Below are 22,384 nucleotides of genomic sequence, written 5' to 3'. Positions count from 1 at the left end.
ACTTGACTGTGGTGTTATTAACAGATGACCAACAACCACTACGGTATACACTCGCCCCCAAACTTTATTATTGATGGCTTACAGTTCTCACGTGGTGCTACGACATCCATGGATAATCATGATGGATTGAGTTCGCGCCGTGAACTGCTCAAGCGGTCGGGCAGTGTTGGTTCAGCTGCTGTGTTAGTCGCGCTCGCTGGGTGTACTGGTGATACTAACAGCGGAGATGGCGGTGGTGGTGATGACGGCGGCGGTAGCGACACCACCGGCAGTAGCGGTGATGGCGATGGCGAAGCCGAGTACGCGCCGATCGAGTTCTGGTCCAAAGAACAACAGGCTGAGCGGCGACAGGTGATCTCTCCGATCGTCGATGAGTTCGACCAAGCTGACGTCCAGGCCGAATTCTTCGACGAAGACAATATTCCCGAAGAGTTGTCAGCGGCGAGAGCCGCCGGTGATCTGCCGAACATCCTCCAAGTCCAGGCACAGACAATCCAGAACCTCGGGAGCGAGGATCTGCTCTCGACGGAGAGCGCCCAAGCCGTTATGGAATCTATTGGGATGGATGACCTCCGTGATGGGGCGCTCGACTTTATGAGCACCCCCGAGGGGGATCACTTCGCGGTGCCGCATGACGGGTGGGTCCAAGGCATTTGGTATCGCAAAAGCAAGTTCGACGAGCTCGGGCTCCCGGAGCCGACGACGTGGGAAAACATTCGGGAAGCGGCCGAGGCGCTCCATGATCCCGATAACAATCAGTACGGGATCGGGCTCGGAACTGAAAACGCCAACTTCACGCGGCAAGCGTTTACACCGTTTGCCATTTCGAACGGAGCACGCGTATTCAACGAGGACGGCGAAATCGTCTTCGACAGCCCGGAGATGGTTGAGGCGCTAGAATACTACGTCGACCTGGCGCAAAATTACGGCCATCCAGGAAAACACGTCTACGACGCGACGCGGCAGACGTACGTTAACGAGAACAGCCACATGATCATGTGGTCATCGTATATTATCGATGACCTGCTTGAGGCGGGGATGGCTGACGACACCGCTTTCGCTCCGTACGTTCGCCGCGAAACTGACGCATCCTATGGGCAGGTTACCGGGTTTGGGATAACCGCAAGCGGTGATGAAGCGGCCCAGCGCACTGCGGAGGCGTTTACCGAATACATGTTCCAACCCGACCAGTACGTCGAATGGCTCCACATGGCACCTGGTGGGATGCAGTCCGTGCGGCAGTCCGTCTCCGAATCTGACGCCTATCAGGATAACGAGGTCCTGAACGAGTGGGAAGACACCGTCGCGACGATTAGCAGCGCGCTTGACAACGTCCAGCGCTTCGGGTTCGTGAACGGACAGTCGATCCCCGCGTTCGGGCAGATCGCGAGTCAACTGATTGTCGCTGAAGCGGTCGTCAGGGTGTACGAAGGCGAGGACGCCGAAACCGTCGCGAGCGAACAGGCCGAGGCGATGCGCCAAGCGATCGAGTGACCACCTCGGCACGATCCCCACTACAGTAATGAGTGTCCAAGACCGCGTGACCTCGTTTTTTGACCGAGGAGGGACCGAACGAACGCTCGAAGAGAAAGAGGAGCTGCTGGGTTATGCGCTTATTCTCCCGTCGATACTTCTCGTCTCGATCATCATCTTGTACCCGCTGGCGTACAACGTCTACCTGAGTTTTCACGAGGTGCCACTCGCACCGGGCGAGAGCGCACTGTTCATCGGCACACAACACTACGCGGATTTACTGTCGGACCCGGCGTTCTGGGAGGCCCTGTACAATACGGTTGTGTTCACGTTCTTCAGTGATCTGCTCGCCACGGCTGGCGGGCTTTTCGCCGCACTCTTGTTGAATCGGGCATTCCGGGGACGGCGGCTGGTGCGCGGGCTCATGCTGCTCCCGTACGTTGCACCGATCATTGCTGTCGCCTTCGCGTGGCGGTGGATGCTTGATCCCTTGTTCGGAATTGTGCCGTTCATTCTCAACAATATCTTAAACCTGAACCTAGGGACGATCGACCTCCTCGGGAACAGCGATTCGGCTATCTGGACGGTCATTATTTTCGACGCCTGGCGGTACTTCCCGTTCGCGTTCCTGATGCTGATCGCACGTGTTCAAGCGATCCCCGAAGAGATGTACGAAGCGGCACGTATCGACGGTGCTAGCCGCTTTGCCCAATTTAAGGATATCACCCTGCCGGAGCTCAAATACATCCTCGCGACGGTCTTCTTACTGCGGTGGATCTGGAACTTCAACAAGTTCGCCGACGTGTGGCTGCTGACGCGTGAGGTAGAAACGCTGCCGATCTTCACGTATCAAACCGCGTTCGCAAACTTCGAGCTCGGACTCGGGGCCGCGATCTCAATGGTCCTGTTCGTGTTTTTGATCAGCTTCGTGCTGATCTACGTCAACACGGTGTTAGAGTGGTAAGATGAGCACCAACACGATCACCCAATCGATCCGTGAATCGTACCTGACAACCAGCCGGGCGTTTAGCCGGCTGTTCGGCTCACAAGAGATCAGCAGTAGTCGCTTAGAACGCGTTGCCTTTTATACGAGTATTGTTCTCGTGTTGTTTATCGCGTTATTTCCCTTCTACATCATGCTCAAAACGAGTGTGACGCCGGACGCGAACATCTACTCACAGGAACCGCAGCTGGTCCCGAACGAAATGACACTGGAACATTATCGGGTGCTGTTTTCGCCCGAGACGTTCCCGTTCATCACGTATTTCAGAAACAGTTTACTCGTCTCAACGGTCACCGCTGGCCTCTCCGTTGTGGTCGCCACGCTCGGTGGGTACAGTTTTGCCCGCCTCGAGTACCGCGGACGAGGGCTCACCTCACGGCTGGTACTCGTCGTGTACATGTTCTCAGGGATTCTGCTCGTGGTGCCGCTCTTTCAGGTCATGACGTGGCTCGGACTTGTCGACACCTTACCGAGCCTCCTTATCACCTATCTCGTCCAGACGTTGCCGCTGTCGCTGTACATGCTCGGCAACTACTTCCGAAGTGTGCCGGAAGAAATTGAGGAAGCGGCACTCATGGACGGGTACTCCAGACTGGAAGTCATCTACCGGATCACGATCCCGCTGTCGGCACCCGCGATCGTGGCCGTGTTTATCTACGCGTTCATGATCGCCTGGAACGAGTACCTCTTCGCGAGTGTCCTCTTGCGGTCACAGGGGCTATTTACGCTCCCAATTGGGCTTGAGGCGCTCAACCAGGCCTTCGAGAATGTCTGGGGCCAGCTCATGGCCGCGTCAATTCTCACCAGCATTCCGGTTGTCGTACTGTTCTTGTACCTCGAAAAGTACCTCGTCGAAGGGCTCACCTTCGGCGCTGTGGAGGGCTGACGATGAGCAACGACACGTCCCGCGGATCCGGACTTGCCACGGGTGACACGACAGCCGGTCGGACTGAGCTGGTCGATGTGAAAAAAGCGTACGGCGACACCGTCGCGGTCGACGGCGTCTCCGTAACCATCGAACCAGGGGAACTCCTCGTGCTCCTCGGACCCTCTGGCTGTGGCAAGACCACGACGCTGCGGATGATCGCCGGACTTGAAACCCCGACTGCTGGCACGATCCGGATCGACGGGGAAGACGAGACCCGGACACTCCCGAAAAACCGGGATCTGTCGATGGTGTTCCAGTCGTACGCCCTCTACCCGCACAAAACGGTGCGAGAAAATCTGGCGTTCCCGCTCGCGAAGATGGACCTGTCCGCCGCCGAACGAGACGACCAGATTCAGGAGGTTGCCGAGCTGCTTGAGATAGAGGAGTTACTGGACAAACAGCCGGGACAACTGAGTGGTGGCCAGCGGCAACGCGTTGCTGTTGGTCGGACGATCGTGCGGGAACCGCGGCTCTTCCTGATGGATGAACCGTTGTCGAATCTCGATGCGAAGCTCCGCGTCCAAACCCGTAGCGAAATTCGGGAGCTCCAACAGCGGCTTGAGACGACGACCGTGTACGTGACTCACGATCAGGAGGAAGCGATGAGTATCGGTGACCGACTCGCGATCATGCGCGACGGACAAATCGAACAGATCGGGAGCCCACGAGAGGTGTACCATCACCCGGTGAACGAATTTATTGCCGGATTTATCGGTGATCCGCAGATCAACTTCATCGATCGTGATGGCGATCACGGGCTGTTCGACGCGATCGACCCGCCGAGAACTGCGGTACGAGCCGGGGTTCGCCCTGAAGCCGTATCAATCGCACCCGAACGTAACCAGCCTGTCACCTTCGAGGCGCTGATTACACTGGTCGAGCCGGTTGGCCACAGTTACGAGCTTACACTCGACGTTGACGGGGTGACGTTAACGGCGCTCATCGAGCGGTTGCCAGCTGGGGTTGATACGGGTGAGACGGTGGCATTCGGGTTTGACCCGGCTGACGTGTACTGGTTCGACGACCGTGGCGCGACGATCTCGGAGGGGTGAGTACGGATGGCTCACGTCGAACTCGCTGACGTCAGCAAAGTCTACGACGACGCACAGGGAACGGAGACGGCCGTCGATAGCGTCTCGATATCCGTCGCTGATGGTGAGTTCCTCACTATCGTTGGCCCCTCTGGCTGTGGGAAATCCACCACGCTCCGTATGCTCGCCGGGCTTGAACCCGTCACAGAGGGCGCGGTTGTGATCGACGGTCGCGAAGTTCAGCACCTCGTGCCGAGCGAGCGGAACGTGGCCATGGTGTTCCAGAACTTCGCGCTCTACACCAAAATGACGGCGCGAGAAAACATCGGCTACGGGCTCAAACACTCCACGCAGCTGTCTCGGCCCGAACGACAGGACCGGATCGAAGAGATGGCCCAGCTGCTTGGCATCAGCGACCATCTTGATGATAAGCCCGCCGAACTCAGTGGCGGACAGAAACAACGCGTGGCGCTTGGCCGGGCGCTCGTTCGGCAGCCGGACGTGTTTCTACTGGACGAGCCGCTGTCGAATCTTGACGCCAAGCTCCGGTCGGAGATGCGGACTGAGCTCCAACGCATCCACGATCAGCTGGGCGTAACGACCATTTACGTGACACATGACCAGAAAGAGGCGATGACGATGTCCGATCGCATCGCCGTCATGAACGACGGCCGCGTCCAGCAGATCGCGACGGCTGAATCCGCCTACGATCGGCCGGCGAACGAATTTGTCGGGACATTCCTCGGCAATCCGTCGATGAACACCACGGAAGTAACCATCGAGCGCCGCGACGGGACGGCCACACTGCGGACAGCTGCCGGCAACGTGTTGACGACGGTGCCCGCGGAAACGGTCCCGACCGGGGTTTCGAGAGCTACCGTTGGTATCCGCCCCGAAGATCTGGAACTACGGTCTGCTGACGATGGGTCGGCGAAGGTAGCCGTCACCGAATTCCAAGGCAACACCAACTACGTTCACCTGACGGTCGAAGACAAGTCTCTCACGGCCCGGCTCACGACCGATCAGACGTTCGAGCGGGACGAACAGGTCGCGCTTGCGATTGACGCACCGGACCTGTATCTCTTCGACACCGAGACCGGTGAAACCCTCAAAACACGCGACCGTGCGACGCATACAGACGGCGGGCGATCATAATGCGAGACGAAACTCCGGAGGATCTGTCGTCGCTCGCAGAGACGTCGGCTCCGGGCGAGCAGTTCTACCGACGTACCGGTGCGCGGCTCACCGCGCCGCCCGCCCCGTCCGTCGATCGGGTGTCACAGTCTCCCGCGGCGCTCCACGCCGGCTATCACGCATTTGATCTCGCACACACACTCATGCTCCGTGAGCAGGGACTACTCCCACCAGATGTCGGCCGCCGGATATTGGAGGGTCTTTTGACACTCGAAGACGAGACCGGTGACCCAGTTCCCGCACGCGAATCGATCGGTCGCGGAGCCCACTCCGGCGAAGCCCATCTCATCGACGAGTACGGCGAAGCCGTCGGTGGCTGGCTTCATACCGGGCGGAGCTCGCATGATCTCTCGGCCGTCGCAACTCGGTACGTGTTGCGTGACCGACTCCTAACGGTCGGGTCCAAGCTTGTCGACTTGATTGAGACGTACGCCGCCCGTGCCAGCTCATACACCGCCGTGCCGATGCCCACGTACACGGGACTCCAACGCGCTCAGGTCGGGACAATCGGGTACCGGCTCTGCTCACAGGCATTCCCGCTCACGCGTGACCTCGGCCGACTCATTACCTGCTATGACCGGCTCAACCGAAGCCCGGCCGGTGCGGCCGCGGGGACGACGACCGATTTTACGATCGACCGCAAGCGGGTCGCATCCTTGCTCGGGTTCGACGCTGTTCTCCAAAACGCTGAGGATATCGACAACAGTGTAGATCACCTGCTCGAGGTTGGCTTCACTATCGCGACAAGCGCCGCAACCGTCGGCCGGGCAGCTGATACGTTCTTCTTGTGGTTTAGCGATGAGTGGGGGATCGTCGACCTCCCGGACGAACTCTGCGGCACGAGCAGTATTATGCCGCAAAAAAAGAATCCGCACAGTATCCAGGCCGTTCAACGAGGGACGAACGAACTCATCGGTGAGGCTATCCAGCAGTTCATCGCTGTGAAGAACCTGTCCGGTGGTGTCCAATACGACCCTGCTCTCTTGCGTCGATTCACCGAGACGCTCGACACGTTACGTGCCGTTGTCGATGGTGCGACGTTTAATACTGATAGGGCCCGTGCCCTGGTGGCGGCTGACTGGGCGCTTGCCACCGACCTCGCGGCGCTTTTGACGAAGCAGTGCGGGATTCCGTGGCGGAGCGCCCACCAGATTGTCGCCGTTCTCGTCCGCGAATACGAAGCGACCGACCGGAGTCTCACGGACGTGGCCGCCGCAGATCTGGAAACCATCGCAGAGGCTTATCTCGGTGACCGGCCAACCGTCCCGACGACGGCTCTGGAGACACTCTGTGACCCGGCACAGGCGCCTGCCCGTCGTGCTGGTATCATCGGGAGTCCAGCGCCTGAGCAGGTTGCTGACCAACTCGAAACGCTTCGCACACGAGCGGAGATGTATCGCGATCAACTCACTGAGAGACGGGTGGCGTTGGATCACGCACACGCGGCTCGCCGCTCGGACATTCGGTCAGTGATAGACGCATGATCTCAGAACCGGACACGACGCACGCGTCACGGACGTGTCTCGTCACAGCAACCGGCCGCACGGGCTCCAGAGCCAGCCACGCAGTCTCACACACACGCTCACGATGCCATTCACCGTAATTGACGGCGTTGACTCAGTTGAACAGACTACACGAGGTGTCGTCGTTGAGTGTCAATTAATCCGCTATGAACTGCCCCAAACGCGCCAGCGTGAACACCTTCGCGAGGCCGTTGAACGCACCGTTCCGATCGAGATAAGCTTCCTTCGGCCAGACGTCTTCCAATTCGAGCTCACGGCCACCCCCGAGACGCCCACTTCCGGGAGTGAGCACGTCGACGCCGATGCTATCACTACTGATGTGGACCTAACGGTGACACGTGAGGACGGCGAGATCTTCCTTGAAACGGCCGCGCTCACCGTCCGAATCGGGACCGATCCGTGGTCGTTCAGCGTCATCGATGGCACCGGTCGTACTGTATTTAAAGAACACCGGCCGCTCGCAGCCAAAAAGAACCATCCGGAGGTTTGGCCGCTGGGGTTCGAGGAGGCCCAGACGAGCGAGTGGCTGTACTCAGTGGAGAAGACGGGCATCGGATTCGACATCCAGCCAGACGAACACTACTACGGGCTTGGTGAGCAGTTTACCGCCCTCGATAAGCGGGGACAAGCAACCGAGGCATGGGTCTCACAACCACATAGCACCGACAACGATCGGAGTTACAAAAACGTCCCATTCTACCTGTCATCGTACGGGTACGGCCTCTTCGTCGATACAGACACCAAGACCGAGTTCAGTTTCGGCGGCGGCACACAATCTGCGGTCAGCGGCGAGATCACGGCTCACAGCGACACCCTCCGGTTTTTGTTCGTGAGCGGGCCAGACTTCGAAGAGATCCTAAAGACGTATACGGCCGTCACCGGTCGTCCGTCGGTGCCACCCAAGTGGAGCTTTGGTCTCTGGGCGTCGCGGTATTCGTACGAAACGCAAGCGGAAGTTGAGCAGGTTACCCGCCGGCTTCGCGAAGCAGAGATTCCCTGTGATGGCATCCACCTCGATATCAGTTGGATGCGTGAGGGCTGTATTAGCGATCTCGAGTGGGATAGAGCCGCATTCCCGGATCCGGAGGAATTGATCGACACGCTCCACGAGCGCGGGTACCGGCTGATGTTGATCGAGGAACCGTATCTTACAGCCGGCTCGGAAGCGTTTCAGACGGCCCTCGAGAACGGGTATCTCGTTTCAGATTCGTCTGGCCAGCCGTATCTGCTCGACCGGTTGGTCGTGAGTAAACACCGCGGCGGGATTCTCGACTTTACCAATCCGGCGGCAGTCGAGTGGTGGCAGCAAAAACATCGTGACTTACTCGAGATGGGTGTCGATGGGTTTTGGACGGACTTCGGGGAATACCTCCCCGACGATGCGATCCTTTCAAACGGCACGTCTGGCAGTCAGACGCGAAACCGATATCCTGATCTCTACCAACAGACCGTCGCTGACGCGATGGCAGCGCACGGGCGGACACCGTTGCTGTGGAGCCGGGCCGGGTGGATGGGGACGCAGCGAATGCCTGTTCACTGGGGCGGAGACTCGGACACGACGTTCAGTTCACTGGCAGCCACGCTGCGCGGTGGACTGAGTCTCGCGTTGTCCGGGTACGGCTTCTGGAGTCATGATATCGGCGGCTTTAGCGGAACTCCTTCGTCAGAGCTGTACATCCGGTGGGCGCAGTTCGGCTTACTTTCAAGCCATGCGCGGTTCCATGGCACTACGCCGCGGGAACCGTGGGAGTTCGGTGACGAGGGGCTCGCAATCTTTCGAAAGTTTGCTCGCCTCCGCTATCGGCTCCTGCCGTATCTGTACACGCATGCGGTGATCACCTCCAGGACAGGACTTCCGCTGATGCGGCCGTTGGTGTTACACTACGCAGATGATCCGGCGACACGAACCATCGAAACACAGTATCTCCTCGGCCGTGACCTGCTTGTTGCGCCTGTGCTCACGGCTGACGGCTCTGTTGAGGTGTACCTGCCAGATGGGGAGTGGATTGACTTCTGGTCGGACACACGCTACGAGGGACGACAAACGCTTCAGTTGGACGTGCCACTTGAGGAAGTTCCGCTATTCGTTCGGGCAGGAAGCATCATTCCCTCGCGAGAAGCCACGCAGACCGTCCAACCTGGGCCTCCCGAGCAACTGGTACTAACAGCGCGACTCTCAAATGGGGAGGCCAGTGGCCGGTATTACAACGAGTCAACTGAGACGATGACAGCAGTGACAGTCTCAGCGGATTCTGCCGTGGAACTTACTGTTGATGGCCAGCTCCCAAATTCGACGGTGATAGTCACCGGGGTACAAACGACGCCCACCAACGTCCGTATCACCGACATAACAGACAACACCGAAACCGTACTCAACGCCGACGCATGGTCACATGACGGGGACACACTGACAATAGAGATTGGTCCGATACCTCGCTAGCCGCTGCCCAGCGGCAGGTTTCTCTTATACTGTGTTGAACCACCCTGCGACCCACCGAGCGAAAGTGGGTTGGCTTCATGCTGCCGAGCAAGATTTTTGATAGCGTCGTCAGAAGGACTGGTATGGCTCGGCTGGGCACGCAATCGACGAGCGCGGACCGGCAGTTCGCGGTCGCGTGGGTGGGGATGGGGATCATCATGTCGGCGGCTGTCGCGACGATCGATGTACTCCCGCTTCCGTTAGAAGCCGTGTACGTGTTCGCTGCTGGCGTCATCCTCCGCGAGGCACTCGGCTTGGTGTATTGGGTACTCCAAGAGTGACTCCCTCCTCGCGCTGAGGCGCCGGGGTTTCCACGGCACCGCGACGCTGGGTCGGGATACTGTGCTTTACACAGCAGCTTGTCTTTTGACATCTCTTCCCGTGACTTCCTCCCCACCCTATTCGCTCGCCGCGTTCGCGGCTCGCTCCTTGAGGGTGGGGCTTCCTGTTTCCACGACGCGCTTTGCAGGAACCGAATGGGTCCCCGTAGGGAGCGCAGTCTCCGCAGGCGTTGATTCGGGACAGCCTGTCCCTACTTGCTTCAGACCGCGTACCAAGATGTTGTACGCCGCGTTCCAGTCCCGGTCGGCGGTGAACCCGCACGACGGGCACGAGTGTTCGCGGACCCAGAGCGGCTTGTCCGTCGAGACACCGCACGCCGCGCACTCCTTGGTCGTTCCCGCTGGTTCGACTGCCACGAAGTGCGTGCCTTCCCGCTCGCACTTGTATTCGAGCATCCGCAGGAACGTTCCCCACGCCGCCCCCGCGCGATTTCGGGAGTTGCCGGGAAGTTCGACCAAGCCCTTCGCGTCCAAATCTTCGACCGCCACGAGGTCGTACTCCCGGGCGTAGTAGTTCGAGAGCTTGTGGAGGAGATCGCGGCGCTTCCGGCGGAGGTCGGCGTGCCGCCGCGCGACGGTCTTGCGCTGTTCCTCCCAGTTATTCGAGCCGTGTTCTTTCCGCGAGAGGTTGCGTTGGGCGCGTTCCAGCCGCTCTCGCTCGTCGCGTAGGTCCGGCGACTCGACCGCCGTTCCGTCGGTGTCGTGGGTGTACTTCAGGATACCCACGTCGATGCCCACTACGTCGGCCAACTCGTCGGGTTTCGCGGGTGGGTTGTTCGGCGTTTCGACGCCGAGGGTGGCGAACCACTCGCCCGTTGGCTCTTGTTTCACCGTGACGGTCTTTATTTCGGCGTCGTCGGGGAGGTCGCGGTGGAAGGTGAGGGGTATCTCGCCAACCTTCGAGAGCCACAGCCGCGTCCGACCATTCGTGTTCTTGAGTTCGAAGCCGGATTGACTGTAGGTGAACGAGTGGTACTCGCCCGGTCCCTTCCAGTTGAGCGTCCCGACACGGTAGCCCTTCTCTTTGCGGCCGCGAAGCGTCGAGAGGTTGTCGTACAGTCGTTGCACGACTTTCTGTAGGACTTTCGAGTGGACTTGCTTGAGGCCGGTCCACCAGTCCTTGAGGTCCGGCAGGCGCTTCTGTTCCGAGTAGGACGACGTGTCGTCTACTCGGTTGAGTCGGTGGAGAAAGTGGTTGTAGACCTGCCGGCAGGTATCGACGGTCCACGCTAACCGTTCTTCGAGCGCGTTGGACGGCCGGATTCGATACCTGTAGTTGTAGTTCATGGCCTATTCGTCGTCGTGGTCGGGTTCGGAAACGCGAACGATTTTCACATCCGCGCCGAGCCACCGTCGCGGGACGTAGACGTGTGCGCCGTTGCCGGTGGCGCGAACGTCGCCGTCTACGACTTCGTGGCCGTTGAGTTCGAACCGTTCCATAGACGATGTATAGACGTTGTAGGGACATGAAGATACCGGACCGTTGCCCTGCGAGCCGAGTGTATCGGGTGTATGAACAGGCGATGACGGCGCTGTATCCCCTCCCTACTCGCTCCCACCGGTCGCTCGTTGAGGGAGGGGCCTTAGCGCCTATCTTCAGGTAAGTTGGCGATACCTTTAGTAGCACCCACTCACGTAGATACAACTAATAATGTCCAGTAGTACAAATGAGCCAGAGGTAGTACGTGTGTCCCAGAAGGGGCAGGCAACGATTCCGAAGCCGTTGCGGGAGAAGTTCGGCATCGAGACCCCGGGAGAGGTGTTCATCTACGAAGAAGACGACCGGATCGTCGTTGAGCCGGTCCCGACGCTCGAGGAGCTACACGGTATCCACGCTGGCGACCACGAACCGGGAGAGGTGATCGCGATGGTGCGTGAGATGGACGAAGAAGAACGCCGCCGAGAGAAAGAAGAAGTACAGGATCTCGTCGAGCGGCACGGGGGCGAGCAATAAATGGTGGAGTACGTTTTTGATACTGAACCGCTCATTGCCTTTCTCTACAACGAGGAGGGTCACGAAGCTGTTAACGAAATTCTCAACGATATTGAGGCTGGCCGAGTAGACGGCGTTCTCGCGGAGGTGAACGCAACAGAGCTTCTCTACAAGGTCGCCCGGATAGAGGGTGACGGCACCGCGACATCGGACACGCTGCGGTCGGGAGACCGGGATATCCGGGCGCTCAAGCGCCGCGGGGTGAGCATCAAACGTGCTGATTGGCACACTGCGGGGGTCATCAAAGCTGACGGGAGTATCTCGCTGGGAGACGCATACGCCGTGGCGTTGGCGCACGACCGGGATGCGACACTCCTTGTCGGTGGGGACGACGATTTCAACTCACTCCCGGTCGACGTCACGGTTCAACAGTTCCGCGACCACGGGGTGTGATCGATGACCACCGACGCGTTCGAGGAGGCCGTCGCCGAACTCGGCGAGCGCGTGAGTGAATTCCTCGCCGAAGGAACAGAGCGGTCCGCGGAGGAGATCGAAGACGCCATCGTCCGTGCCTGTGAACTTGCCGCCGATCACGAACTGCAGGGCATCTACAACGTCGGCACCGAAGCAAGCTACTCGTTCAACGAGATGATTGAGTTGATCAACGACGAGCTTGGGACCAACATCGAGCCAAAATATATCGAGAATCCGCTTGCCGAGTACGTTCACGACACGATGGCGGACTACTCAAAGCTCCATGAGGCCACTGGGTGGGAGCCAACGATCAGCTTCGAAGAGGGCGTGTCGCGGGTGTGTGAATCGTACCAGTGACATCCTCCTCGCCGTAAACAGTAGTTGCTGATTTTCACGCTAGGCCGTGTCAAACAACAGATGGTCCAGACAGCTGAGGCGAAACCGGTCTGCCGTGCTGCGTCAACCGTGCTGTTTCCAGCGCTCAAATTCGGCGTGAAACCGTGTAGAGATACACGAAAGAGGATTTTCAAAACGAAACTCTCTCGGATTGCTTTTGATCAGGACTTCGCAAATACGGGTGGGAAAACGCTCCAACTTGATCGTGACGAGCATGTCGATATCACCGCTACGGCGCGAAATCCCCTCGCGAACACCGCGACGCGTTCGAGGACGCTGAGCGGGCGGCCGAACGGACGCGTCGCGACGGCGAGCGCCAAACACGCAAGCTCGTCGACGAACGCCGCGGTGAGACTGCCGAGTCGACTGAGGATGCCGCGGAGTCGTGAGCCGGATTCTTGCCGACGTGAACGTGCCTGAAGAGTACGTCTCCGCACTCCGTGGTGACGGTCACGATGTCGAGTACTCGCGGGAGATCGCCGCACCTGGCCCGGAAGCGACCGATGACGCGATCGTGGCGTACGCCGCGTCCGAAGGGATGGCGATCATCACGACAGATGTCCAAGGCTTTGCTGACCGAGACGCCGCGGTCCCGGTCTTCGTTGCCCCACAGGACATGAGCCAGCGATGCTTGATGCCACGACCGCGGTGAACGACCGCCAACCCATCCGGCTGCTCTCGCTCATGGACGACCACGTCGACGTCGACGTCGCCGCCAAGCGGGTAGCGGTGCTCGGCCTCGCATTCAAACCGGGTACGGACGACATCCGCAACAGCCGGGCCATCCCTGTCATCGAGGGACTCCAAGCGCGCGGCGCTGAGGTCGTCGCCTACGACCCGGTCGCGATCGAGAACATGCGCGAGCGGTTCCCCGACGTCGAGTACGTCGACACCCCTGACGCAGCACTGTTCGGGGCGGTTGCCGCCCTCGTCGTGACTGACTGGGAAGCGATCACCGGCCTCGACGAGGAGTTCGACGCCATGCGGACGCCCGTGGTCGTCGACGGCCGGCGGGCGATCGACCGCCGTGACGGGATCGTCTACGAGGGGCTGACGTGGTGACCGATCCACAGAGCGACACCGACGACACACGCGATCGATGGATCCCCGACGCCGAGTGGCGGACGATCGTCGCGAACGTTCCGCTTGTCTCGGTTGATCTCGTGATCGAACACGACGGGGGCGTCCTCCTCGGGAAACGCGCGAACGAACCCGCGAAAGGCGAGTGGTTCGTGCCCGGCGGGACGGTACACAAAAACGAACCTCGGACTGAGGCCGTCCACCGCGTGGCCACCGAAGAACTCGGCGAAGCCGTCGTGATCGATGAGTGTCTCGGAACGTACGAACATTGCTACGAGACGGCCGATGTCGACGGCGTCGACTCGAAACACTACCTCGCGACCGGCTACCGGTGTCATTTCGAACGCGACGATCCCGAGATCGGTGGCGACGACCAGCACAGCGCCTTCCAAGTCTTCCGGCCCCCGTTCGAGAATCTCCATCCGTACGTCCGGGCGTATCTCGACGATCGCTAGCCCGACGACTCCCGTCCGAGCTGTGTCGCCCGGTCGACATCGGTGGGCGTTTTCACGTTCATGCGCTCGTCGAGATGGACGGTTTCGATATCGTACCTGAAACAGCTGGTCGCTGAAGAGTGCGTGTTGATCGAGAAGGGGCAGTCCGGCTACCGCCCCCCGTTTTAAGTTAGTGGATAGCCAATCGGAAGTATGGGAATCGTCCGGGATTCAGAACACAGCGACGGTGCGCCGACAATTAATGGAACGGGGATCCGTGTGAAGGATATTGCCTCGGCGTACGAACACAGCGGCTACGATCCCGACGAAATAACGCAGCTATACCCCAATCTCAGTCTGAGTGATGTTCACCGCGCACTCGCGTACTACTATGACCACATCGATGAGTTCCGGTCGCCTTCGTCTGAACCAGCATCCGCGTAATGCGACCGGTGTACTGCGACGAGAGTATCTGGATTCCCGTCGCGGATGGCCTTCGTCGACGCGGGTGGACGATCCACACCGCCCGAGACGAAGAGACTCTCGGTGACTCCGACCGTGAACAGTTGCGGTACGCGGTCGAAAAAGACTGGCTGCTCTTGACGTTCGACGACAACTTTCTCTCACTCGTCGAAGGACGGGGGGTGGAGCACAGGGGGTTGCTCTATGTTCGACAGGCTGGGCGCCAGATCGGCGATATCGTGAAAGTCGTCGATGAGTACCTCCAGTGAACTCACCCCGGGGTCAAGCCCCGGGGCTTCCTGCTTCAACGACGCGCTTTGCACTCACAGCCTCCCGGTGAGGCGTGAGCGTAGGGAGCGCAGTCTGCACAGGCGTTGATTCGGAGCGTCCCACCCCTAACCGCTTTAACCCGCGATTGAGAATATTCTTCGCCGCGTTGAGGTCACGGTCTTCTGTATGGCCGCACGCCGGGCAGGAATGTTCGCGTACCCAGAGCGGCTTTGCCGTCTCAACACTACACACAGCGCACTCTTTGGTCGTTCCTGCTGGCTCTACTTTTTCGACGTGTGTGCCGTGGAGGTCAGCCTTGTATTCCAGCAGGTCAAGAAACCGTGACCACGCGGCATCTTGCTTATTTTTCGCGTTCTGGCTGGTTCCCAGCATCGGTTTCACATCCAAGTCTTCGACGGCCACAAAATCGTACTCTGTGACCAGCCACGTCGTGAGTTTGTGCTGGTAGTCTCGCACCTTCCGCTTGATTGCCCGTTTTGCTTGGGCTACCTTTCGCCGTTGTTTTTCCCAGTTAGCAGAGCCGTGTTTTTTCCGGTCAAGCTTCCGCTGTTCGCGTGCGTAGCGGTCGTACTCGTCGGACAGGTCGAGTGTATCAACGGACAGATTCTCCGAGGTGTGGATATAACTGGTGATGCCGAGGTCAACACCAACACAATCTTCGGGTTCAATCTCGCTGAGTGGCGGCTTCTCGGCCGTGTCTTCCACGGTGGTCACAAGTGAGACATACCACTCACCGGTTGTCTCCTTTTTCAGAATAACCTCGTCAATGTCGTCTGCTGGTGGCACGTCGCGTTCTGCTCGAATCTTGAACCAGCCAATCTTTTCGAGTCGGAGTCGCACGAATCGGTGGTCGCCCGTGTTGTTATCCACGTTGAAGCGACTGGACTGATTGTACGATACCGACCGAAATTCGCCGTTGCCTTGCCACTGCAACCGCCCAACATCGTAGCCTTCGTTTCGGCGTTCTTGCAGCGTCACAAGGTCGCTGTGAATCTGGCTGATAGCCTGTTGTGCGGCGTGTTGTGACGGTTCGGCAAACGTTGGCCACCGGTCTGTCCAGTTCTTGAGTTTGCCGTGTTGGTCGTAGTCAGATGGCTTGTCGTTGTAGTTACTGCCGTAGTAGTCACGGACAGCGTGATTGCGAATCTGTCGGAGAATGTCGATGTGCCGCCACGCTTCGCTTGCCACGTCATCGGGCAGGTACGCACGGAAGCGAAGCGTGTGCTTCATCGGTGTTAGTCAAGTTTTTCGACAGTGAGTTTCAACTGGTCGCCTTCCTCCAGATTAAGCCCGTCTCGGACTTCTTCTGGTATCGTGACGACACCACGTTGTCTGATTTTTGGATAACACTCTATCTGACTCATACTGTACTATACTGTTTCACTCATTATAATGCTGTCGGCTTCACCCTCGGGGTCAAGCCCCGAGGCAGTCGCCTCGAACCGCCTGTACAGCGTCGAAGAGATCTTCGCCGAAAAGCTCCGAGCGATCTACCAGCGCGGGGCCGCCCGTGACTACTACGACCTCTATCAGCTGCTCGAAACCGATTCGGTCGCGATCAACTTTGCCGACGTGGAGCCCGCCTTCGACTCGAAGTGTAAACACGATGGGCTCACCGTTGATCTGAACGACGGACTCCCGGACGAGCAACAAGAGACGATCCGCCACCAGTGGGAGACCACGCTGCCGGACCTGACCGGTGATCCGCCGGCGTTCGAAATGGTCTGGGAGCAGTTGGATACGGCGATCTCCCAACAGGGATCGCCGTAGGAAACGGCCGATGACGGTGTCGATGACCGATGGGTGTCGCATCCGGAGCTCTGGTGATCAACCAACAGAATGGTGTTCCGTGTAGTCTGTTGGTTAATCTCTCACGCTCTTATGTAGAAACGCGGAAAGCCCGTATAATTACACTCAGACAGTTCTAATCTGGCGATATGTCTTCCACTGAGTCAGCGTTCGGCGGGATGTTTCGGCAGCTGATCGAGCTCGGAGTTATCGAGATCAACACCGAGCCGCTCGATGCCCGCATCGAGCGGCGGCTCAAGCGGTTCTGGGAGAATACATCCTGTCCTCGCTGTGGTCACCAGAGTATTATGACGTGGGAAAAACACGACCGAGTTCGATGCCGTAATTGCGAATTTAAGCCAGTATACACCCATGGAACGCCATTTCACGAGAAGCACCTCTCCTGTGGTGAGGTGCTTCTCGCTTTCACTCTCTACGCAGATACGCTGCTGAGTATCAACCAAATTGCGCCGCTGCTCGGTCGCGCTTACAAAACCGTTCACACGGCGATTCGGGAGGCGGAAGCCGCGGTTCAGCGCGGCTTCCCCCTCACCTGGGAACTGTTTAACCAGACCATCGATGGACCGACACAGGTCGACGAATCTGGCAAAGTCTGTTCGGGGTACAAAGGTCAAGAGCCGCCGCGAAACAGCCGTTCTCGCGGCGGCTCGTCGCGCACTGGCCGATCACGCTGGCGAGGGCGTCACGGTGACCAATTGACGCTCGTCGCGGCGTGCCGCGACTCGCTTCGTGTGATTCGCGGACAGCGTGGGATCGACTACGAAGGCGATCTTGAGCCAGTGATTCAGGAAGCTGAAGACCTCTCCCAGCGGCTGGGAGAGGTCTGGACAGATGGACTCCAAGCGTACCGCGAGATGGATCGGGATCACCGAACGGTCGTCCACAAAGAGAGGTACGTATCGCCTGACGGAGTCCACATTAATCAGGCAGAATGTCTGTTTTCGCTTGTTCAACCGTGGCTGCGGAAGTTCCGCGGCCTGTCCAAGCAAGGCTTGGAGCAGGCCGCTCATACATTCGGGATCATTAGATCGCTGAATCTCACAGGCGCATCCGTCGATATCACCATTGACTGCCTTGTTATGGGGGCTTTCCGTAGTTCTACATAAGAGCGATCTCTCACAGTTGATCTCGCTGCTTGGACAGAAAGGACACGAGATCGTCAACCGCATCTACTGGCAGCTCTTCTTGTCGAAAGACACCTTTGAACGAGTCTTTGAACCCATCCCGTTGGAGTTGATCCAGCACCATCTCGATCTGTCGCTTGAGCTTCTCGGGGTCGCCACGATGGACGTGTCGCTCAATACGGCTGAAGTCCGCACGCACGCTGATCACGACCAGGTCACGGGTATCGGCCTTCCGGCCGCTGTGAAGTTTCATCGCGAACAGCAGTGCCGGTTCCGGGATTCGCCCGTCGAGGTCTTCGGCGACATCGAGTGCTTCGATCGTACTGTGTTCGTGGAGATAGCGGTATGACCACTCTGCTTCGGTCTGTCGGCATCTCATCGCATCCACGAGTGCCTCGAACTTGACGGCGTTCGCTCCGACTGATTTCGCGTACTGGATCATTCGGCCGTCGTACTCGTTCGAGACATCCTGTTCGAACTGTTTCTCGTATCCGAGGTCACGAAGAAGTGTATCGTAGTCGTCGAGTGCAGTGTCCGGGATCACGGTATCGATATCGGTCGTGAACCGTGTTTGGAACGCGGACACTGCCCAACCGCCAACGAGAACGTACGGCAGATTGGCGTCCTGTACCGCGCGGTGGGTGTCGATAAGTTCGGATTGTCGCTCGGGAAGACTCATTCCATCATCGCTGTTCGTTCGCACTTATATAGATCAAGGAGAATACCTGCGGCTTCAGCCGCAGGATGAATCCGACAACTCGGAGTCAATCTACGCTACAATAGCCACACTGAGATTTGGCAATCCGCATTTTAAAGTGACAGGCAATCCCACGTATAGGTAGGAATCAGACTGGGAACAGAGCGACTCCCGTTAGTCCTACGATGGCGGCCTGTCCGCCCCAAGCAATGAGACAGTAATCGGAACCAGTTGGGTGAACGGTCAGTTCTTATAATGAACCGATGTAGTGCCCGACTGCTGTACGCACCACAGAAAGTAACTCCAAGTCCAGCGAAGTCTGCCGGACTCCCCGAGGCAAAAACAACTCCGGGAGTCCGAACACGATAGAGGATAGGAGTACCGGGGGCTTGGCACTCCCAGCAGTCCCACCCGTCACAGTCCGTGAACCCCACACGAATTCTCACCGTGTCGGAGTTCGGTGGAACTGTAAACCTGAAATCTCCAACGCTCAGGATACCTCCGCGTTTACGCGGAAGAGAATGTCAAGCTACTCTGATGTGTCGCATCGATGTCCCTGTCGTACTCGTCGGCCATGATCTCCAAGGCGGGCTCGTACGCTGGCCGATTCTCCATCATCTGGCTGACGGCATCGTCCAACGGGATGACGGGGTTGCCGTCGACCCACTCGGCGTCGATACTATTGGTCTTCGGGTACAACACGTAGTGGATGTTCCCATCGACGTCGCTGGCGTCCGGGCGCTCGTTGATCGTCGTATCAACGCCCCACTGTTGGAAAAACGCAATCCACCGTTCGACATCACGGTCGTGTACTTCGATGAACACCGGATAGTCGTCGTGGCTCCGCGCGATCTGGAAGCCGCCGTGCGTCCAGACATACGCCGCGTCAATTTCCGTGTACACAAACTCCATCCCAGCGAAGTGGGGGATGATGTACGCGTCCTCTTGCGAGATAGTGTCGCGACTGTACAACGCAGCTATTATCTCGGCGTACTGCTGGCGCATCTCGTGGTCGACGATCTGAATTCCATTATCTGTCTTAGCGATAATATTTGCGTTATCCAACCGCTCCATCCAGTCGTACACCCATGAGTACGAGATGTCAATCTTGCTCGCGATGCGATTGATAGAATCGCCACGCTGAGCTGCTAAAACAATCTTCGCAGCTGTGGGGTCCATTAATTCGATCATTGGTATCTGGCCGCTTCTCCGTCTGGCCGGGCTCGTTCGTAGTTATCTCTATAGCGATATCAATGTATAGGACTTCCGCCTAGCCGGCTAGGTATGAGAGCTACCTACTCAACCGCGTCACGGTTACCAGCGCGTCGAACAGATCGACCGCCACGTACTGGTCTGCGTGGACGGACCACAGCTTTCGAGAGCAATGAATGAATTATACTACTATGTCAAAGTACTATTTTCCTCTAGTTCGTGTGTGCCTACATGAACGACTGACACCCACCAGCTACGTTTATAGATATCAACGAGGCAGTCGGGACGGACTGGGAGTCTAACACCACGCCATACGAGCGCGTTCGGCATGTCATTATCCATACATACAGCCCACTGTCGGCTGATACGGTCGCTGATACTGCGCGGACCGCTCCGAAGACCGCTCGAAAGTATCTGAACGTGCTCGCAGACGAGGGGTTCGTCGAGACGACACCCGGCGAGCACGGCGGTACGCGGTATCGTCGCTCGCCCGAATCACTGGTCGTGGAACAGGCGTCCGACATTCTCGAGCACGTTTCGACTGACGAACTCGTCGCACGGATTCAGGACATGCGCGAGCAACTCACAGAATATCAGGCTGAATTCGGCGTCGAGTCCCCTGAAGAGTTAGCCGTCAGCCAAACGAATCAGGTGCTCGCCGAGTCCGGGGGTCCACAAGCAGAGATCGATCCCGAGCGGATTCGTGAGTGGAAGACGCTTCGTCGGAACCTCGCGTTCGCAAATGCGGCCCTCTCGATCAGTACCGCCGAGCAGTTTGTCGACGATGATCGTCGCTCGACTGACTAGAGCAATGTCATGGTCAGAATTCGCTGCGAGTGCACCGACAGAATGTCCCAAGACGGCCGTCGAAACTAACCAAGTGATCGTGGACAGCCATGGCGACCTCGCGCATCCGGTTGGCTTGAGCCGCAGTCGTCACTGTTGTCCCGTAGTAGTGGCTCGTTCTTCGGTCATCGTAGACTGCCGCAAGTCGATCAAGCGTTCGGTCTTCGAGCGGAACCCGCCCTTTGGCCAGCTCGCAGGGGGCAGTGTGGTTCCGGAGCTCACGTTCGTCGACGCCCGTGCGTGCGAGCAGATACCCTTGGAGTGTCTGCTCGATCACGATGAAGGAGTGTTCCAAGATTGCGCCGTAGTACGCTCCGAGATCGTCGATCCCCTCGACCACCTCGAGGAGTCGACATGCTTTCTGGATCGCTACTTCACCTAGCTCGGCGTCTCGAGAGGCATTCACTTCGGGCTCGAACTTCGGCCGTCCATCGGCGTGTGCGAAGGCATCTTCGGCGGCCGCCAGCCGCTCGGCGATTCGATCCAGGTTACTCATTCGTGATCACCTCACGTTTCACGCGCTCCAAGGTCTTCGTCGAGCGGAGGGTGATCCCCTCACCGAACAATTTCTCAGGAGCAACGCGGTTGGACTGGCCCAGAATCGAGGCAGGCGTCTCGACAATGAGTTCGAATGAGTGACGCTCGGCCGAGGCCCAGTTGGTGTCCTCCGCTTCAAGCCGCTCGCGGATTGTCTCCCAATGCGTCTCGAAATCAACAGACTCGGCCTCAGCGAGAGAGATCGTCGGTGGTATCTGTAACCCCTCTAACGTCCGGGCAAGCTCGTTAGCAGCTCCTCGCGCCGCAAAGAGATCGTCGTCAACCAGTATCCAGAGATCGATGTCGGATCGTCGATCGGCGTCTCCACGGGCGACGCTGCCGAAGAGGATGATCCCAAGAACCTCCTCGAGTTCGCTCTCGAGGTACTGGCACGCGACGCGGACAGGGGTACGATACGGAACCTGAGGAATACTCTCGATCGGGTCTGTCGGAACAATAAGCCGTGTCCGATTAATCTGTACGCGGTGAGCGTTCCCGTGGGGGTCGACTTCGAGGAGGCCGGCGTCGGCGAGTGCGTCGACAGCCTGTCGCGTTGCGCGTTCGCTGAAGGGAGTGATACGCGAGAGTGCGCGAATCGAGACGTCGATATCTGGGGAGTCTGCGAGGAAATTGAGGACGTACCGGCTCGCGCCATGCTTAAACAGATTGTCTGTGCTCACGGGAACGGTGAGGGCAATTGACGCGCCACCGCCACTCGGCGGGTCACGGTGGACTACATGTAACCGACCCCACCCTACTTCGCTCAGCCTTGCGGTCTCGCTCGTTGAGGGTGGGGCTTTGATGTGGTTTTCGCCCTCGGTTGGCGCGACGGGGCGTCTTGTGCGCCCCGCCTACCGGACGCCCTTCGGGGTCGACAAACCCACCATTCAGGGCCGGGCTACTGCGGCCCGTACTGCGCGCCACTTGTGGACGCACAGCACTAACTGACAGTAAGATATGGTGTAACATAGTGGTTGCGAAAGTTCGTGTCGGCTTCCTCTCCGGCCTACTCACGTCGCGCTTCCGACTGAGCGTCGGAACCCCTCGCTCCTTGAGGCCGGAGGCTCCGCCTCGAAAACTGCTGAATTCTCAGTACTCATGCGTCGTCTTACGACGT

The 22,384-nt window shown here is 58.6% G+C and carries 25 protein-coding genes and 2 pseudogenes; 19 read left to right on the top strand and 8 right to left on the bottom strand.

The genetic code is table 11. The features are described 5' to 3' along the window. The first annotated feature begins 24 nt into the window (after positions 1-24). The 8 genes from EO776_RS14045 (at position 25) to EO776_RS14010 (ending at position 9,912) form a co-directional block, all read left to right on the top strand. Entirely contained in the window at positions 25-1,494 is a 1,470-nt protein-coding gene (locus EO776_RS14045; RefSeq protein WP_100050334.1) for an ABC transporter substrate-binding protein, read from the top strand. Between the two features lie 28 nt (positions 1,495-1,522). After that, positions 1,523-2,437 (top strand): carbohydrate ABC transporter permease, encoded by a 915-nt coding sequence (locus EO776_RS14040; protein ID WP_094519274.1) that lies wholly within the window; start codon positions 1,523-1,525, stop codon positions 2,435-2,437. Between the two features lies 1 nt (position 2,438). Beyond that, positions 2,439-3,362: a carbohydrate ABC transporter permease gene (locus tag EO776_RS14035; protein ID WP_094519275.1), complete on the top strand. Its 924-nt coding sequence runs from the start codon at positions 2,439-2,441 to the stop codon at positions 3,360-3,362. 2 nt (positions 3,363-3,364) lie between these two features. After that, the gene (locus EO776_RS14030) at positions 3,365-4,456 is read left to right on the top strand and encodes an ABC transporter ATP-binding protein (RefSeq protein WP_094519276.1); all 1,092 of its coding nucleotides are present in this window, start codon (positions 3,365-3,367) and stop codon (positions 4,454-4,456) included. Between the two features lie 6 nt (positions 4,457-4,462). Continuing rightward, positions 4,463-5,590, top strand: coding sequence for an ABC transporter ATP-binding protein (locus tag EO776_RS14025; protein WP_089309068.1), 1,128 nt, complete (start codon positions 4,463-4,465; stop codon positions 5,588-5,590). After that, positions 5,590-7,113 (top strand): lyase family protein, encoded by a 1,524-nt coding sequence (locus tag EO776_RS14020; protein ID WP_100050335.1) that lies wholly within the window; start codon positions 5,590-5,592, stop codon positions 7,111-7,113. Before EO776_RS14025 ends, EO776_RS14020 begins: the two co-directional genes overlap by 1 nt. Positions 7,114-7,216: 103 nt before the next feature. Beyond that, positions 7,217-9,592: a glycoside hydrolase family 31 protein gene (locus EO776_RS14015; protein WP_100050336.1), complete on the top strand. Its 2,376-nt coding sequence runs from the start codon at positions 7,217-7,219 to the stop codon at positions 9,590-9,592. A 122-nt stretch (positions 9,593-9,714) separates the two neighbouring features. Next, on the top strand, positions 9,715-9,912 hold the full coding sequence (locus EO776_RS14010) for a hypothetical protein (RefSeq protein ID WP_094519279.1): 198 nt from the start codon (positions 9,715-9,717) through the stop codon (positions 9,910-9,912). A 117-nt stretch (positions 9,913-10,029) separates the two neighbouring features. Here the strand turns inward: EO776_RS14010 and EO776_RS14005 are convergent, their stop codons facing one another. Then, complete coding sequence (locus EO776_RS14005) at positions 10,030-11,259, bottom strand: RNA-guided endonuclease InsQ/TnpB family protein (RefSeq protein ID WP_100050337.1); 1,230 nt, start codon at positions 11,257-11,259, stop codon at positions 10,030-10,032. 3 nt (positions 11,260-11,262) lie between these two features. After that, positions 11,263-11,412 carry a DUF2080 family transposase-associated protein gene (locus tag EO776_RS14000; protein WP_129452480.1) on the bottom strand — a complete coding sequence of 50 codons (150 nt, stop codon included), beginning with the start codon at positions 11,410-11,412 and terminating at the stop codon, positions 11,263-11,265. A 211-nt stretch (positions 11,413-11,623) separates the two neighbouring features. On the opposite strand from EO776_RS14000, the gene EO776_RS13995 reads away from it, so the two are divergent. The 8 genes and pseudogenes from EO776_RS13995 (at position 11,624) to EO776_RS13950 (ending at position 15,020) form a co-directional block, all read left to right on the top strand. Continuing rightward, the gene (locus EO776_RS13995; RefSeq protein WP_094519282.1) at positions 11,624-11,926 is read left to right on the top strand and encodes an AbrB/MazE/SpoVT family DNA-binding domain-containing protein; all 303 of its coding nucleotides are present in this window, start codon (positions 11,624-11,626) and stop codon (positions 11,924-11,926) included. Continuing rightward, a complete protein-coding gene (locus EO776_RS13990) occupies positions 11,927-12,358 on the top strand; it encodes a PIN domain-containing protein (protein ID WP_094519284.1) in 432 nt (143 codons plus the stop codon). 102 nt (positions 12,359-12,460) lie between these two features. Further along, a pseudogene (locus EO776_RS13985) lies at positions 12,461-12,736 on the top strand (NAD-dependent epimerase/dehydratase family protein); the annotation flags it as partial. A 424-nt stretch (positions 12,737-13,160) separates the two neighbouring features. Then, entirely contained in the window at positions 13,161-13,427 is a 267-nt protein-coding gene (locus EO776_RS13970) for a DUF5615 family PIN-like protein (RefSeq protein WP_094580125.1), read from the top strand. Next, positions 13,388-13,837, top strand: a pseudogene (locus EO776_RS13965) (UDP binding domain-containing protein); the annotation flags it as partial. The gene EO776_RS13970 and the pseudogene EO776_RS13965, both read left to right, overlap by 40 nt. After that, positions 13,831-14,310, top strand: a complete 480-nt coding sequence (locus tag EO776_RS13960) for a GDP-mannose mannosyl hydrolase (RefSeq protein ID WP_099289166.1) — start codon at positions 13,831-13,833, stop codon at positions 14,308-14,310. The pseudogene EO776_RS13965 and the gene EO776_RS13960, both read left to right, overlap by 7 nt. 192 nt (positions 14,311-14,502) lie before the next feature. Next, positions 14,503-14,733 (top strand): DUF433 domain-containing protein, encoded by a 231-nt coding sequence (locus EO776_RS13955; RefSeq protein WP_089309319.1) that lies wholly within the window; start codon positions 14,503-14,505, stop codon positions 14,731-14,733. Between the two features lie 8 nt (positions 14,734-14,741). After that, entirely contained in the window at positions 14,742-15,020 is a 279-nt protein-coding gene (locus tag EO776_RS13950; RefSeq protein WP_129452479.1) for a DUF5615 family PIN-like protein, read from the top strand. Positions 15,021-15,033: 13 nt separating this feature from the next. Here the strand turns inward: EO776_RS13950 and EO776_RS13945 are convergent, their stop codons facing one another. Further along, positions 15,034-16,272, bottom strand: a complete 1,239-nt coding sequence (locus tag EO776_RS13945; RefSeq protein ID WP_089309317.1) for an RNA-guided endonuclease InsQ/TnpB family protein — start codon at positions 16,270-16,272, stop codon at positions 15,034-15,036. Between the two features lie 5 nt (positions 16,273-16,277). Further along, on the bottom strand, positions 16,278-16,406 hold the full coding sequence (locus tag EO776_RS13940) for an AbrB/MazE/SpoVT family DNA-binding domain-containing protein (protein WP_089309316.1): 129 nt from the start codon (positions 16,404-16,406) through the stop codon (positions 16,278-16,280). A gap of 28 nt (positions 16,407-16,434) precedes the next feature. On the opposite strand from EO776_RS13940, the gene EO776_RS13935 reads away from it, so the two are divergent. Next, positions 16,435-16,812 carry a nucleotidyl transferase AbiEii/AbiGii toxin family protein gene (locus EO776_RS13935; RefSeq protein ID WP_246041442.1) on the top strand — a complete coding sequence of 126 codons (378 nt, stop codon included), beginning with the start codon at positions 16,435-16,437 and terminating at the stop codon, positions 16,810-16,812. Positions 16,813-16,979: 167 nt separating this feature from the next. Beyond that, the gene (locus tag EO776_RS13930) at positions 16,980-17,957 is read left to right on the top strand and encodes an IS1595 family transposase (protein ID WP_129452478.1); all 978 of its coding nucleotides are present in this window, start codon (positions 16,980-16,982) and stop codon (positions 17,955-17,957) included. A 10-nt stretch (positions 17,958-17,967) separates the two neighbouring features. Here the strand turns inward: EO776_RS13930 and EO776_RS13925 are convergent, their stop codons facing one another. Further along, positions 17,968-18,654, bottom strand: a complete 687-nt coding sequence (locus EO776_RS13925; protein WP_089309315.1) for a hypothetical protein — start codon at positions 18,652-18,654, stop codon at positions 17,968-17,970. A gap of 525 nt (positions 18,655-19,179) precedes the next feature. Beyond that, the gene (locus EO776_RS13920; protein WP_129452477.1) at positions 19,180-19,851 is read right to left on the bottom strand and encodes a helix-turn-helix domain-containing protein; all 672 of its coding nucleotides are present in this window, start codon (positions 19,849-19,851) and stop codon (positions 19,180-19,182) included. A gap of 294 nt (positions 19,852-20,145) precedes the next feature. On the opposite strand from EO776_RS13920, the gene EO776_RS13915 reads away from it, so the two are divergent. Continuing rightward, the gene (locus EO776_RS13915; protein WP_394346132.1) at positions 20,146-20,691 is read left to right on the top strand and encodes a DUF7342 family protein; all 546 of its coding nucleotides are present in this window, start codon (positions 20,146-20,148) and stop codon (positions 20,689-20,691) included. 13 nt (positions 20,692-20,704) lie between these two features. On the opposite strand, the gene EO776_RS13910 is transcribed toward EO776_RS13915, so the two are convergent. After that, the gene (locus EO776_RS13910) at positions 20,705-21,226 is read right to left on the bottom strand and encodes a hypothetical protein (RefSeq protein ID WP_129452476.1); all 522 of its coding nucleotides are present in this window, start codon (positions 21,224-21,226) and stop codon (positions 20,705-20,707) included. Beyond that, positions 21,219-21,947 carry a nucleotidyltransferase domain-containing protein gene (locus EO776_RS13905; protein WP_186279032.1) on the bottom strand — a complete coding sequence of 243 codons (729 nt, stop codon included), beginning with the start codon at positions 21,945-21,947 and terminating at the stop codon, positions 21,219-21,221. The genes EO776_RS13910 and EO776_RS13905 overlap by 8 nt, the downstream gene beginning before the upstream one ends. Between the last annotated feature and the right edge of the window lie 437 nt (positions 21,948-22,384).

Source organism: Halorubrum ezzemoulense (genome assembly GCF_004126515.1).
GTDB classification, from domain to species: domain Archaea; phylum Halobacteriota; class Halobacteria; order Halobacteriales; family Haloferacaceae; genus Halorubrum; species Halorubrum ezzemoulense.
This window is presented reverse-complemented; position numbering and strand designations above follow the sequence as displayed.

Bases quoted from the DNA above. Each gene is read 5' to 3' on its own strand.
- EO776_RS14045 (WP_100050334.1), top strand. From the start codon at position 25: ATGACCAACAACCACTACGGTATACACTCGCCCCCAAACTTTATTATT.
- EO776_RS14040 (WP_094519274.1), top strand. From the start codon at position 1,523: ATGAGTGTCCAAGACCGCGTGACCTCGTTTTTTGACCGAGGAGGGACC.
- EO776_RS14035 (WP_094519275.1), top strand. From the start codon at position 2,439: ATGAGCACCAACACGATCACCCAATCGATCCGTGAATCGTACCTGACA.
- EO776_RS14030 (WP_094519276.1), top strand. From the start codon at position 3,365: ATGAGCAACGACACGTCCCGCGGATCCGGACTTGCCACGGGTGACACG.
- EO776_RS14025 (WP_089309068.1), top strand. From the start codon at position 4,463: ATGGCTCACGTCGAACTCGCTGACGTCAGCAAAGTCTACGACGACGCA.
- EO776_RS14020 (WP_100050335.1), top strand. From the start codon at position 5,590: ATGCGAGACGAAACTCCGGAGGATCTGTCGTCGCTCGCAGAGACGTCG.
- EO776_RS14015 (WP_100050336.1), top strand. From the start codon at position 7,217: ATGCCATTCACCGTAATTGACGGCGTTGACTCAGTTGAACAGACTACA.
- EO776_RS14010 (WP_094519279.1), top strand. From the start codon at position 9,715: ATGGCTCGGCTGGGCACGCAATCGACGAGCGCGGACCGGCAGTTCGCG.
- EO776_RS14005 (WP_100050337.1), bottom strand. From the start codon at position 11,259: ATGAACTACAACTACAGGTATCGAATCCGGCCGTCCAACGCGCTCGAA.
- EO776_RS14000 (WP_129452480.1), bottom strand. From the start codon at position 11,412: ATGGAACGGTTCGAACTCAACGGCCACGAAGTCGTAGACGGCGACGTT.
- EO776_RS13995 (WP_094519282.1), top strand. From the start codon at position 11,624: ATGTCCAGTAGTACAAATGAGCCAGAGGTAGTACGTGTGTCCCAGAAG.
- EO776_RS13990 (WP_094519284.1), top strand. From the start codon at position 11,927: ATGGTGGAGTACGTTTTTGATACTGAACCGCTCATTGCCTTTCTCTAC.
- EO776_RS13955 (WP_089309319.1), top strand. From the start codon at position 14,503: ATGGGAATCGTCCGGGATTCAGAACACAGCGACGGTGCGCCGACAATT.
- EO776_RS13945 (WP_089309317.1), bottom strand. From the start codon at position 16,272: ATGAAGCACACGCTTCGCTTCCGTGCGTACCTGCCCGATGACGTGGCA.
- EO776_RS13940 (WP_089309316.1), bottom strand. From the start codon at position 16,406: ATGAGTCAGATAGAGTGTTATCCAAAAATCAGACAACGTGGTGTCGTC.
- EO776_RS13935 (WP_246041442.1), top strand. From the start codon at position 16,435: ATGCTGTCGGCTTCACCCTCGGGGTCAAGCCCCGAGGCAGTCGCCTCG.
- EO776_RS13930 (WP_129452478.1), top strand. From the start codon at position 16,980: ATGTCTTCCACTGAGTCAGCGTTCGGCGGGATGTTTCGGCAGCTGATC.
- EO776_RS13925 (WP_089309315.1), bottom strand. From the start codon at position 18,654: ATGAGTCTTCCCGAGCGACAATCCGAACTTATCGACACCCACCGCGCG.
- EO776_RS13920 (WP_129452477.1), bottom strand. From the start codon at position 19,851: ATGGACCCCACAGCTGCGAAGATTGTTTTAGCAGCTCAGCGTGGCGAT.
- EO776_RS13910 (WP_129452476.1), bottom strand. From the start codon at position 21,226: ATGAGTAACCTGGATCGAATCGCCGAGCGGCTGGCGGCCGCCGAAGAT.